The 12,739-nt window shown below is 64.7% G+C and carries 10 protein-coding genes and 1 tRNA gene; 8 read left to right on the plus strand and 3 right to left on the minus strand.

The features are described 5' to 3' along the window. Positions 1–80: 80 nt before the first annotated feature. Both M1P90_RS29125 and M1P90_RS29130 read left to right on the plus strand, forming a co-directional pair. Entirely contained in the window at positions 81–530 is a 450-nt protein-coding gene (locus tag M1P90_RS29125; protein ID WP_483699208.1) for a hypothetical protein, read from the plus strand. Then, on the plus strand, positions 530–2,881 hold the full coding sequence (locus tag M1P90_RS29130; protein WP_483699209.1) for a hypothetical protein: 2,352 nt from the start codon (positions 530–532) through the stop codon (positions 2,879–2,881). Before M1P90_RS29125 ends, M1P90_RS29130 begins: the two co-directional genes overlap by 1 nt. A gap of 272 nt (positions 2,882–3,153) precedes the next feature. Here the strand turns inward: M1P90_RS29130 and M1P90_RS29135 are convergent, their stop codons facing one another. Together M1P90_RS29135 and M1P90_RS29140 are read right to left on the minus strand one after the other, a co-directional pair. Next, positions 3,154–3,699: an HNH endonuclease gene (locus M1P90_RS29135; protein ID WP_483699210.1), complete on the minus strand. Its 546-nt coding sequence runs from the start codon at positions 3,697–3,699 to the stop codon at positions 3,154–3,156. Further along, a complete protein-coding gene (locus M1P90_RS29140; protein WP_483699211.1) occupies positions 3,696–4,007 on the minus strand; it encodes a hypothetical protein in 312 nt (103 codons plus the stop codon). The genes M1P90_RS29135 and M1P90_RS29140 overlap by 4 nt, the downstream gene beginning before the upstream one ends. A 132-nt stretch (positions 4,008–4,139) precedes the next feature. On the opposite strand from M1P90_RS29140, the gene M1P90_RS29145 reads away from it, so the two are divergent. The 6 genes from M1P90_RS29145 to M1P90_RS29170 all read left to right on the plus strand — a co-directional run bounded on the left by M1P90_RS29145 (position 4,140) and on the right by M1P90_RS29170 (position 12,361). Further along, entirely contained in the window at positions 4,140–5,216 is a 1,077-nt protein-coding gene (locus M1P90_RS29145; RefSeq protein WP_483699212.1) for a hypothetical protein, read from the plus strand. After that, positions 5,213–8,395, plus strand: a complete 3,183-nt coding sequence (locus M1P90_RS29150; protein WP_483699213.1) for a type IV secretory system conjugative DNA transfer family protein — start codon at positions 5,213–5,215, stop codon at positions 8,393–8,395. Before M1P90_RS29145 ends, M1P90_RS29150 begins: the two co-directional genes overlap by 4 nt. Before the next feature lie 202 nt (positions 8,396–8,597). Further along, the gene (locus M1P90_RS29155; RefSeq protein WP_483699214.1) at positions 8,598–9,464 is read left to right on the plus strand and encodes a replication-relaxation family protein; all 867 of its coding nucleotides are present in this window, start codon (positions 8,598–8,600) and stop codon (positions 9,462–9,464) included. Then, positions 9,461–10,480, plus strand: coding sequence for a hypothetical protein (locus M1P90_RS29160; protein ID WP_483699215.1), 1,020 nt, complete (start codon positions 9,461–9,463; stop codon positions 10,478–10,480). Before M1P90_RS29155 ends, M1P90_RS29160 begins: the two co-directional genes overlap by 4 nt. 154 nt (positions 10,481–10,634) lie before the next feature. Further along, a complete protein-coding gene (locus M1P90_RS29165) occupies positions 10,635–10,871 on the plus strand; it encodes a helix-turn-helix domain-containing protein (protein ID WP_483699216.1) in 237 nt (78 codons plus the stop codon). A 2-nt stretch (positions 10,872–10,873) separates the two neighbouring features. Continuing rightward, positions 10,874–12,361 (plus strand): tyrosine-type recombinase/integrase, encoded by a 1,488-nt coding sequence (locus M1P90_RS29170; protein ID WP_483699217.1) that lies wholly within the window; start codon positions 10,874–10,876, stop codon positions 12,359–12,361. 279 nt (positions 12,362–12,640) lie between these two features. Here the strand turns inward: M1P90_RS29170 and M1P90_RS29175 are convergent. Next, a tRNA-Asn gene (locus tag M1P90_RS29175) sits at positions 12,641–12,715 on the minus strand. Positions 12,716–12,739: the final 24 nt, after the last annotated feature.

Raw genomic sequence — 12,739 nt, forward strand, 5'->3', positions numbered from 1 at the left:
CACAGCACGCTCATCATGGTTTTCGGTTTTCATCTTTCTGTTTTCATCTTTCAGCTTTCATCTCAGCTTTTGGAGGAGCTATGAGCTACCAGCACATCGAAGAGATCCAGAGCCGCCGCAGCGAGAAGATCGCGCTCTTTCTGACGGTTGAGAATGCCAGCGGGCTGATCATCGCCGCGCTGCCAGCCTACATCATCTCGGCGGGCATGCCCTTGCTGCTGCGCATCCTGATCATCGCGTCGGCGGCGCTGCTAGGCGTGGCGATGACGCTCGACGTGGGCGGGCTGGCCTTCTATGAGCGGCTCATGTGGCGCGTGCGCGGCAGCCTGCGCAGGCGAGTTGGTGGACAGGTGCTGACGCCGGATGCGCTGGTAGGGGCCGCTACTATCCGGCACGACCGACCGCTGCGCGTAGGCGGGCCAATCCAGGTGCGGCACAAGCGGCGACCATTGCCGATACGGGTTACTCCTCAGCTACACCCGAATAAATCTGACACTGTTCCTTTGCCTGAGACCAGAGAGCGTACGTGATGCATATTCTGAAGCTAAACAGCTTTCCTATCGAGCAGGTCACCGACCTGGAGCGGCTGGAGCGTACCCTGGGCGGCTGGTTCGCCGGGCTGACCTACCCGGTGCGGCTGCTGGCACTCTCCAAGCGCTTTGATATGCGCCCACCGATCCGGGCTGTCCAGGCTGACCTGCGTGACCTGGAGTGGCTGGGACGGGAAACCATGCCGCTGCTGGCAGCCATCGACGGCATGCTGGCAGGTGAGTCGGGAGTTGACCCCGCGCGCGTCATGCAGGCGCTGCCACCTGGCGTGGCGGTACTGCTGCTCGACCTGTTCGCCGACGCCGCAGTGTTGCAGGAGACTCTGTGCGCCTCAGACACCGGCGCTGGTGAGAGCGCTCGGCTACGCTGGAGCGAGATCGGTGACGCGCTTGACACCCTGCTCTGGCGGCTGCCCTGGGCCAAGGAGATGGGCCGCTTTTACGAGGCCCTCCAGCAGCGGCATCTGCGCAGCGCCAGCTACATCCTGGTTGCCTGGCCAGCTGCCGATGTCAGCGCGCAGACACTTGCCGCAACACTGCGCCACGCGACCGGGCGCGAGATGCAGGTGCTTGACCGCTTGCCCTGCGTGCTGGATGGCCCCTATCGCGAGCAGCCCGCCTGCCTCAAGCCAGAGCAGACCGGTTTGCCCTGGCTGGCTACGCTGCTCTCCTATGATGCGCGCGGCGCCTGGGACGCAACCACCCTGCACGGCCTGATCGACGCCAATTACGATGTGGCGATCGCCATTGACGTGCATACGATGACGCGCAACCAGGCTATGCGCTCCGCCGAGATGGCCTACAACGCCGCGCGCGTGGTTGCGCGTGACGCCCAGGTGGTCGATATGCGCGCCGGTCGGGTGATCGCCGCCGCCGAGCAGGTCATGCACGAGCTTGTCCACGAGAGCCTGCATACCGTCCAGATCGGCGTGCTGGTGGGTGGAAATACCGCCGAGGAGCTAGAGACCAACGTCGCTGAGACCCGCTCGCGCCTGGGCACCCAGCTTCGGCTCATGCGCCCGGTTGGCGTGCAGGCCGAGGCGCTCAAGCTCTGGAGCCTGGCGCCCAGGAGTCGGATCGACGCGCCGCTCAAACCGCGCAGCATGCTCTCCCACGGCGTGGGCTGCTGCATGGGCCTGCTGGGCTACCACCAGGCCAGCGCCACCGAGGGCCTCTTCTGGGGCTTGGACGCGGTGCGGCGCGCGCCGCTCTTCTTCGACCTGTTTCGCAACAACCAGGCGGCGCACCTCGTGATTCTGGGCAAGACCGGCTTCGGTAAAACCTTCTTTTTGAATCTGCTGGCCTTGCGCGCCGCAGCCCTGGCTGGTCAGCGCGTGATCGGCATTGACGCCTTCCGCAACGGCGAGCGCATCGCGGCGGCTGCGCGGGCAGGTGCGCGCTGCTACGCCCTGGGGCTGGAGACGCCGATCAATATCCTGGACATCGTCTACAGCGACAGTGAGGTCGAGGGCGGCTGGATCGCCAGCCAGGTGCAGCATGTCATCGGGCAGATCGCCCTGCTGCTGGGCACGCCGGGCAGGAGTCCCGACGGCAAGGAGCAGTATGTGCCACGGTCCATGAGCATCGCCGAGCGCGGCGTGCTCGACCGCACCCTGGGCGACCTGTACGCGGCGGTTGGCCCACAGGCGGGACGTGAGCAGATGCCGCTGCTGAGCGATCTCATCGTGCTGCTTGAAGGCTTCCAGGTGCCAGAGGCGCGCGCGCTTGCGCGTGAGCTGCGCATGCTGCTCTACGGCAGCGACAATCCAGACGAGACCACGCTGACCGGGCTGGGCAGGAGCTTCAATGCGCCTACAGCAGTCGACTGGCGCTTCGGTAACGACATCGTTTACTACGACGTATCCGGCGTGCCGGAGCTGCTGCGGCCTTTCTACTACGTGCAGGCGATTGGCGCGATCCTGCGGTACATGCGCGACCCCAGCCGGGATCGGACGCGCAAGACGCTCTTACAGATCGATGAGTTTGGCTATCTCACCCAGGTCGAGGCGCTGGCGCGTCTGGCCGCCACGATCTGCAAGGTTGCGCGCAAGTACGGCATCGGGCTTGTGGCGATTGACCAGAACCCGATCACCTTCCTGGGCGGCGAGAACGGGCGCTATATCTTCGAGAACGCGGTCGCCAAGGTGCTGTTCCACCTGGATGACTTCCCGGCCCGCCAGATGGGCGAGGCCATCTCCGACCTGACCCCGGCGCACATCGACTTCCTGAGCCATGCAGGCGTGGGCGAGGCGCTCACCGTCGTTGGCAACGATGTGTATGTGATGACGGTCGAGGCTAACCCGAAGGAGCTGCGCGCGCTGCGCGGCTCATAGCTAGAGGTGAGAAGAAGGATGCAAGGACGAATCAGACATCTCTATAACACGACAGAGCAGCATACCAGGCCGCCAGCCTGGGCCATTGCGCTGGCGCTGCTGCCAATGCTTGTGAACTGGGCCGCAATGGCGATTGCGCTGGTGCTGCCAAATGGGCGGATACGCTACGGTCTGCTGTTTGCTGCCGGGCTGGCGCTGCTGGTTGGATTCGCACTAACCACATTGCTCGCACAGTGCTACCCAGACAACAGAGGTACAGGATCATGAGTGTATCAGGCTTCTGGCTCATCCGGGTTAGGCAACAGCAGCCGCAGCAAGGCACGCTGCTGTTCCAGCAATGCCTGCTGCTCCTGAAGCAGCGCTGCCTGCTGACGAACCACCTGATTGAGCGAAGCTACAAGACCGTGGTAGCGCAGCAGCATCCCTTGCTGCTCAGTCTGCTCGGTTCTACGGCGTCGATATGCCACAAGCGGACTGCGATTCAGGCGCAGGCGGCGCAGTGTGAAAGTACCAGTCTCGGTGCGGGGATACAGCGTGCCATCTGCCAGCTCAAGAAAGTGCTGATCGAACGGAGAGGTACGCGGATTCCAGAGCTGTGGAGCATCACCCGATGTTGGCCAGTAGCTCGCCTTGTACTCATTACACCGATGGCAGCAGTACACCAGGTTCGTGATGTCATCAGGGCCACCTTGACTGCGAGGATGAAAGTGATCGATCGTCAGCTCACCGCCAACATCGATCTCAGCGACTCCGCAGTATTCGCAGGCAAAGTTGGCGCGCTGCCTGATAGCAAGACGGATGTCAGCTGGCAGTGTCATGCTGCGTGGGTGGTTGGCTGGCGACGAAGGCGCTGCTGTAAATCGGCAATCTCTGCACGGAGCGTGACATTTTGGGACGACAGCTCCTGGATCTGGCGACTTGTGGCAAGAAGCTGGGCAATGGCAGTATCGATATGCACCTGCAGCTCATGTGGATCGGTAGGCCCTGATGCAACGCCTAACAATGCGCTCTCTGCATTATCCTGGGCTGTATACCACGCTTCAAGCTGGGACTGCTCTTCATCTGAGAGCGGCAATCCACGGGTGGCCCGATCGTGGAGTGCCTGCATACGAAGGTCGTGCTCCATAGATGGCTCTCCTATGCACCTATATGTGATGAGTCCATTCCTGCATTCATTATACCCCAATGCATCTGTTATGTAAGTGGGATCGGGATGGCAATGCAGACACTATGGCGTCTTGAAAACATATCAGTGCAGATGGACATTGACGCACCTCTGGTTGCAGATGTTCTACGCGTTCACCTGGCGCACGCACCGCTGACCGCTGTGCTGATGCAGATCGGTGCTGCGCAGCGGCTCTACCTGGCGCTCGATGGCTGCCCTGGCTGTGCCGATGGTCGTTGCCTGCCTGGCTGCCGGGCTGACCTGCTGCGCCGCGCGCTGCGTGCAAGTGGCGTAGGCGAGCTAGCGCTGGTGCGCGAGGGCCTGGCGGCGCGCCCCTACGCTCAGGCGGTGCTGGCATTGCCGAGCCGGGATGCCCAGCCGCTGGATGGCGCACTGCTCAGTGCCTGGTCGGACGCGCGCCTGATCCTGCACTGGCGGACTTGGACAGGTGACATGCTTGCAGCAACCGCGCTGCTCCTGACTGGCGAGGGGCCAGACCCGCTGGCGGTCGTGCGTGCCTGTCGCTGGCAGGCTTTTGCCTTGCGTGGGCCGCTGCGACGACGGGTCATGCAGCCCATCCCGGCAGCGCTACCGCTGGGGAGACGCTGGTATGGAGCGCCTTACCTGCCGCAGCCACTATCTAGCGTGGACGAGCAGCCTGTCAGCAAGCTGGAAGAGCATCCGTCAGCCGAAGTTGACGGCATGCTGGCAGCCTGGCTACGGGCAGCGATCGATCAGCCGCAGCAGGCACAGCGAGAGCTGGAAGCAGCAGGTCAGGAGCAGGTAGCAGCCATCTCTCTTGTCCAGGTAGCGAGCGACACTCGCTGGCCTGTGGGACCAGGAGGTATGCCACCGGAGGTGCTTGGTCAGCTCATTCCACAGATCCTTGCCGAGCCGACCTTCCGCTCCACGCGCAAGGGCCAGTCCGGCATCTCCAAAGGGCGACTGGCAGGCCTACGCCATCCCTATCTCGGTGAGTCGAACGCCCGCACCCTGATGGTCTGGCTGGACCGGGCTGGGCTGTTGGCTTCACCGGAAGATGGTCAGAGTGCCTGGCGCGCGCCACGCATCTTTGTGACCGATGACCTGGATATCATTGCGGCAAAGCTCAGTGCGACGCCGCTACCGACTGCTGAGGATGTCCGATTGGCCTACGGAGGCGAGAAATGACAACCAGCACGCACAAGAGCAAGACATTGCCACCAGCAGGTACGCGCCCACCGGCACCGCCCTGGGTGAAGATTGCCGCCTGGCTTCTGCTGCTCGTGTGCCTGGGGCTCGCCGCCGGGCGCGGCCCGCTCCTGCGCTGGGCAGCGACGCAGCCGGTGGTGCCCTTGATGCAGCCTGTCTCCGTGCCAAAGAAGCCCGTGAAACCTGCCAAAGCGCCGTCGAGAGCGCAGACCTTTGAGCGCTTCAAAGGCATGGCTGCGGCGCTGATACGGCTTGGCCTACTCCCACCCGGCTACGTCGCGGTGCAGGGCATCGGCGCGCTTGGTCTCAGTGTCATCGGCCTTGAGCTGGCAATCGGCGCGCTGTCGCTGGTGATCCAGACGAGCACGCAGCGTCGCCAGGCTGGCACCATGCTGCGCGTGCGTGTGCCGCTGCCGCAAGGTGCGCGAGCAACGACGGATATCGGCGCGGATCTGCTGCGTGCCCTGCACCGTCAGCTTCCCGCATCTGGCGTGACGCTGGGTCAGGCACCCTGGCTGGCCTTGGTACTCAGCGCGCGACCAGACGAGCCGGTCGAGCTCGGCATCTGGATTGCCGGTGGAACAGCGACGCAGCGCGGGAGCTGGGCTGCAGCCACTCGTAAGACGATTCAGGGGTTGGTGCCGGACGCGGTGATCGACGTGCAGCCGGATGCGCTTGCGGCTGCATGCCTGTCAGGTCACTGTGTCGCTGCACAGGAGTGGCGGCTGTCGCTCGCGCCGCACTTCCCACTACGCCTGCATGACGACCATGCCGGTCAGGCCAGCTTGCTTGGGCCGCTGCTGGGCGCGCTCCAGCCGCGTCAGGGGGTTGTCTACACCGAGATCCAGCTTGTGCTCCAGGCTCGTCCTGACGATGTGAACCTGTCCAAGGGCTGGCGTGCCAGCGCGACCCGTCGTCTGCTCAAGCTCAAGGCGCGCGGGGAGTATGCGCTTGGCGACGATGCCAAAGCGCTGGAGACCAAGCTGGTAGGGCCGGTCTATCACGCGACACTGCGCGCTGTTGCGGTTGCAGAGATTGGACAGGTAAATGCGGCACGGGCTGAGCTTGCCGAGATCGGGGCAGTGCTTGGGCAGTACGCCGCCAGGAGCAGCAGTCGGCTTCAGCGCTGGGCTGCGGGGGCATCCATGTCGCTGCATGTGCCGAGCCAGCCCAAAGCCAGGAGAATGCCGCGCCTTCAGCGGCTGCTGGCGCGGGCACCGCGCGCTGTTCCGCCACCGACGCTGCTGTGGACACCTGCCTGGCGTGGCCCGGCTATTCTTGGTCCGGATGAGCTGTGCTCGCTCTGGCATCTACCGACACCGGCGCTTGGTCGGCTGGTACGCTGGCTCCCCTGCCGCTATTTGCCGCCGCCTCCGCATGCCTTTGCACCTAATGGGGCCACTCCCCCAGCCCGCCTGATTATCGGCTATGGGCGCCACCGCGATGGCGGCGAAGCTCCAGTCGGTCTGCCGCTACGCGACGCGCGCCAGGGCATCGCCTTTACCGCGCCGCCTGGCGTGGGCAAGACCCAGCTTGCCTCCAACCTGGCTGACCAGCTGCGGCCCTGCGGCTATACCTTGATCGACGGCAAGGGCGATGACGCGGGCAACCTGGTCGAGACTATGCGCAGGCGCATTCCGCTGGAGGACGAGGAGCGCCTGGTTATCCTGGATGTGCTGGATGCCGCGTGGCCCGTCGGCCTCAACCCGCTGGCTGGCGTTGATCTCAGCACGCCTGGCGGCGCTGACCAGACCCTGGGCCAGATCGAGGCCATCTTTGCCCGGCTCGATCCCGAGACCTGGGCCAAGGCACCGCGCATGAAGAACTACCTGCGCAAGGCCACGCTGCTGGTACTGGCAGGCGAGCCGCACCCAACGATTGCGCATGTGAAGCAGGCGCTGCTGGATGAGCGCTACCGTGCCCGGCTCTTGCCACACTGTACGAATGTCGAGGTGCTGGACTTCTGGACGGTGGAGTTCCCGCAGATCGGCGAGCAGCAGAAGTCGAGCCGCGACGCGCTGGTCAGCCGCTTCGACATGCTGCTCGACTCCGAATTGACCCGCTACCTGTTCAACCAGACCACGCCCGCACTGGCGTTCCGCGACGTGATTGCCGAGCGCCTGATCGTGCTGGCGCCGCTGGCGCACCGTGCGCTGGGCGGCCTGGCAGCGCCAGTCGGTATGCTGCTCTTCCAGGCGCTGATGCGGGCAGCCTTTAGCCGTCCTGGCAGCGACCAGACCCGTGCCGAGTACGGCTTCATCGGGGACGAGTTCCAGGTGCTGGTCGAGAACTGCGATACCAAGGACGTGCGCGACGCGCTGACCCAGGTGCGCGCCTTTGGCATCGTGACGATCATCGCCAACCAGCTGCATGCCCAGCTTGGCGACCTGGCGGAGTACGCCCTGACGGCGATCTCGAACCGCATCTTGCTGCGCACCCAGGAGCCAGACGCCACGCTCTACGCCAGGCACTACGCCGAGAGCGGCATCACGGCAGCCGACATCAGCGGGCAGGAGCCGCGCGAGCACCAGTACGCCTGGATCGGCGTGGAGGGCAAGCTGACCCGGCTCTTCTCCATGCGCCCGCTGCCCTGGCAGCCGCCGCTGGAGCTTGTGCCAGCTACCTATGCTGGGCGCGACTGGCGCGAGGTATTACCACGCGAGACGCCCACGCCGCTCTTCGACGCCGAGGTGCGGCGGCTGATGCACGGCGAGATACCGGATGAGCAGGCAACTGCCGAGGCGCTGGCAGCCGCGCCCGAGGAATGGTGGGAGTGGCTGGTACAGCGCTGGGATGCCATCCGCGAGCACCAGCGGCAGCATATCCTGAAACAGCCGGGCTGCATCCCGGACACGCACGAGCGCCAGGTCTGGCTTGCACGCCTGCGCGCCGCGCGGCGACGCGTGCTGGCGATGGCGGAGTACGCCCGTATCCGGCAAACGATTGGCGCGCAGGCTCACGGGCAGAAAATCGCTGGCGCACCGCTCCGGCAGGGGAGCATGCAGATGAGTGGAACAACTATGAGTACCAGCGACGCGCCAGCCACCCAGCAGCCCTACTTTCAGGAGCTTGACCAGCGCGAGCCGGGTCGGCTGACACGGGTCGAGCCGAGCGACCTGCTCTTCGAGGAGCCTGTCACGAGGGAAGAAGCGCGATGATAGCGCCAGTGATAGCACCAGTGCTAGCGCAGGTGATAGCACCCACGACCACCGACCTTGCGCCAGCTTTGGGCCAACTTTGGGCCAGCTTTGGGGCGATTTTGCGCCGATGTTGGGCTCGCCTGCGGCGGCCTGATGCCGAAGGGGCGCAGGGGCATTTTGGGGCACGTGATCTATTGCCGGTATGCGGGAGGCCAGCGTGATGCGCTACACCGTTGATGTCCATAACCTGCTGCTCGGGCTGGCCTGGTTCGGCTCGGCCAGCACGCGTCATATCGGGCGGCTCTGGCTGCCCGAGCATCGCCGCACTGCGGTGTGGGCGCTGCTGACCGAGCTGCGCGAGGAGGGCTACATCGAGCGACGCCTGTGGGCCGACTGGGCTGAGCGACGGACGACGCCGGTACGGCGCGATGCGCTCTGGTCGCTTTCGCGCAAAGGGCTGGCACTGGTACGCGACGCCGACCAGTTCCCGCCGGAGTACAAAGGCGCTCGCCCACGCCGCATGTTCCCGCATGACAGCCAGACCAGCGAGGCGGTGGTGCGTCTGATCGAGCTGATCCGCGACGCGCAGCGGGCTGGACAGACCACCTTGAGCGGCGTCTACCTGGAGCGCGAGATCCGGCTCGACCCGACGCGGCGTCGCCCGGTCATGGACGCGCTGGTGATCCTGACCTATGGCGGTGAGCCGACGCCAGACCACCTGGTGCCCTGGTCGCGCGACCCAACGCTTCAGGGCGAGCAGCGCGTGCGCTACGCCCTGGAGAACGACCGCGCCAGTGAGCCGCTGAGCGTGATTGCAGGCAAGGCGCACGCCTACCAGCAGGCTGGAACATCCCAGTGGGTGCGGCGCTACGGCCCCTTTCCGCTGCCGCTCTGGCTGGTACCGGATGAGCGTAGGCTCCACGCCATTCTGGACACCTGGCGACGCGAGTGGCCAGTTGGCAAGTGGCTGCTGACCACAGATGACTGGCTCCAGCATGACCGCTGGATCGAGTACGACGCTGGCACAACCCGCGAGCGCGGATTGTTTGCCCTGAGAGCACACAGCAACAAGGAGGAACGGACATGACAGACCTGATCAACCGCATCAACACCGTACGGGCAGTCGGCACGCTCGACGTGCAGCGACCGCGCAGATGGGGCGAGGAGATCACCGTAGCCCCAGTCTGGAACGCCGTGCGCGGCCTGGAACGCAGCGCCGCGCTGCAGGTACGCTCGCCCTTTGGCACGCCCTTTCAGCTGCCGCTGCGCCTGGATGACCTGGTGGCGGGGCGCGAGCTCCTGGAGGGAGAGCGCGGCATGCCGCTGCATGTGGAGGGTACGCTGGAGTGGCTGCAGCGCGAAGACCCGCGCTACGCCACGGGGCCAACCGAGCGCGGGCGGCGCGTAGTCGAGGTGCAGTTTCGGCCGCAGCAGATCCGGCTGGCGACCGACGAGGACGAGCCGGGCTGCGATGTCTGGCTGGAAGGCGTGGTGCGGCGCGACGCGCGGCGCTATCTGCATCCGGATCGGCGTGTGCCGATTACGGTGGTCAGCCTGCTGGTGCAGGTCGAGCGGACGCGGCGCAATAGCCTGGCCAGGCTGATCGAGCAGATCGAGATCCAGGTGGCCATCCCGAGTGAGCACCCCGACATGCCCAGGCTGATCCGGCGTGGCAACCGGGTGGCGGTGGAGGGCATGCTGGAGCGCGTGGTCGTACCGCTGCGCAGGGACGACCCGCAGGTGGGCCGGGCCGTCGCGGCGCTGGATGAGCGCTGGACAGCGCAGCAGGGCGAAAAGCAGGCCAGCCGCGTCGACGAGCAGCGCTATGCCAGGCAGCGCCAGCGCCTGCAGCAGACCGTACTCACCCGCGTGATTGCAGGCTATGTCAGCCTGATCGAGGGTGAGCCAGCCACGCTGGAGGAGGCCCAGGCACTGCGTGAAGACAGCCAGCGGCAGCGGCGCGCCGATCAGCAGGCACGTGCAGCCCGCGAGTCACCGGCTGACGAGATGCCCGCAGGCGCGGAGGCCAGCGAGGGCGCCGCCTCCGAGGCAGGCAGGACAGGCAGGCGGGCGCGCAGCCCAGGCAGCGAGGATGGCAGCTAGGACATAGGGACGGAATGACGAATCGGAGGGGCAGGGCGGCGCAAAACCGCCCAAAAAGAAGCCTCAATATGCGAACAAATGTGTTGGCGCTTGACCTGAAATCGTGTATACTTTCAGTGCGCGCCGACCGCATCCTGATAAGGAGAAACACCTCATGCAATCTGTACAGAACGACACGCTGGAGCGACCACAGATCGAGCGCGGGCAGGTCGTACCTGAGCCGCTGCTGCTGCGGGTCGAAGAGGCGGCGCGCATGCTGAGCCTCAGCCGGACAACCGTCTATCTCCTCCTGGAGAGCGGGCAGCTTCCGTCTATCAAGTGCGGCACGGCACGGCGTATTCCACGCGCCGCGCTGGATGAGTGGATCGCACAGCAGCTTCAGGAGAGCTGACAATGCGGCTCGCTTACGCCAACTCTGGCTTTATCCGGCAGGCGCGCACACACTCCTGCTTCCATCCGCGCTGCGCAGAGATCGATCGAGGAGCTTTACTGAAACAGGAAATCCGGATTGGTATTATCACCGGCAGAAACGCAATGGGAGAGCAGATCATGAGTAAACGACGCGGAAAGGGCGAGGGCGCGATCTACCAGCGTGAGAGTGATGGCAAGTGGTGCGCCACTGTCGATCTGGGCTTTGTGAACGGCAAGCGCCGTCGCAAGGTGATCTATGGCGAGACGCGTAAGGAGGTCGCCGACAAGCTCAAGGCGCTGCATCGTGACCAGCTTGCAGGCCAAACGATCGTCACCGAGCGGCAGACCGTGGCGCAGTTTCTTGACCGCTGGCTGGAGACGGCAGTCAATCCTCAGCGACGGGCCAAGACCGCCAGCAGCTACGAGCAGATCGTACGGCTGTATCTCAAGCCGCAGATCGGAAGGCTTCAGCTTGAGAAGCTTTCCCCAGAGCATGTGCAGACCATGCTCAACGCGCTACTCAACAGCGGTGGCGAGGATAGCAAGCCCTTGAGCGCCAGGACCGTTCAGTATGTGCGCGCGGTGCTGCGCCGCGCGCTGAACCAGGCACTGAAGTGGGGCTATGTCTCGCGCAACGTCGTAACGCTTACCGATACACCCAAGGTACCGCGCCATGCAGCGATCATCCTCAGCCCGGCGCAGAGCCAGCACCTGCTCACAACGGCGGCTGGGCATCGGCTGGAGGCGCTCTTCACCGTTGCGCTGGGGCTGGGGCTACGCGAGGGCGAGGTGCTAGGGCTGCGCTGGATTGATATCGATGTTGCGCAGCACACCTTACGCATCGCGCAGACGGTGCAGCGCGTGCGTGGTCGACTGGCGATCGAGGCGCCCAAGACCGACCGCAGCGCGCGCCTGCTGCCGCTGCCAGTTTTCATGGAGCGCGCACTGGCACGCCATGCGGAGCGTCAGGCAGCCGAGCGGCGGAAAGTAGGCGACGACTGGGAAGACCATGGGCTGGTGTTTCCGTCCGAGCGCGGCACGCCGCTGGATCCACGCAATCTGCTGCGTCAGTTCAAAGATTTGCTCGTAGCGGCCGATCTACCGGACATGCGCTTCCATGACCTGCGCCACTCCTGTGCAACCACGCTGATCGCCCAGGGTGTGCATCCACGTGTCGTCCAGGAGATATTGGGGCACAGCCAGATCAGCACGACCATGAATGTCTACGGCCATGTGCTCGACGCAACCCGACGGGTGGCGGCTGACGCGATGGATGGCATCTTCCTGGTACAGGAGCCGGACGAGCTGGGGAGCACGCATGAGCCGCAGGAAGTGCAGGAGCAGGGCGAGGCGCCCGCGCAGGCGGAGCAGACTGAGCGAGATGGACCGGAACCAGACCAGGAGCGCCCAGCCGAAATTCGGGAGACAGTCAGTCCTGAAGAGGGGTACAGCTATGCAATGGCATGTTAAGCCAAGTGAATCGGTCTCACCCGATCCGAGCTACCAGCCAGTGTGGTATAACTGTCTACTGACGCATGGCGTTGCAGGCATAGTGCATGGGGATGCCAGACCTGGCGCAGACGCTTTGAGCAGGTCAGTAGCAGCGACGCACAAACCGTATGCTGCTGCGTGCGCGTATTCGCGCGTATTCGCCGCGTCTGGCTACAGCTTTGGCTACATCACTGGCTACACGGCGCAAAAAGAAGCGACCGAAGAAACTCTTCGAACGCTTCCTGATGCCTTATCTTTTGGCTCCCCGACCAGGATTCGAACCTGGAACCTACTGATTAACAGTCAGCCGCTCTACCGTTGAGCTATCGGGGATCGCCCACACACCGGGGGATTATA

It is taken from the genome of Kouleothrix sp. 19917, from assembly GCF_057073505.1.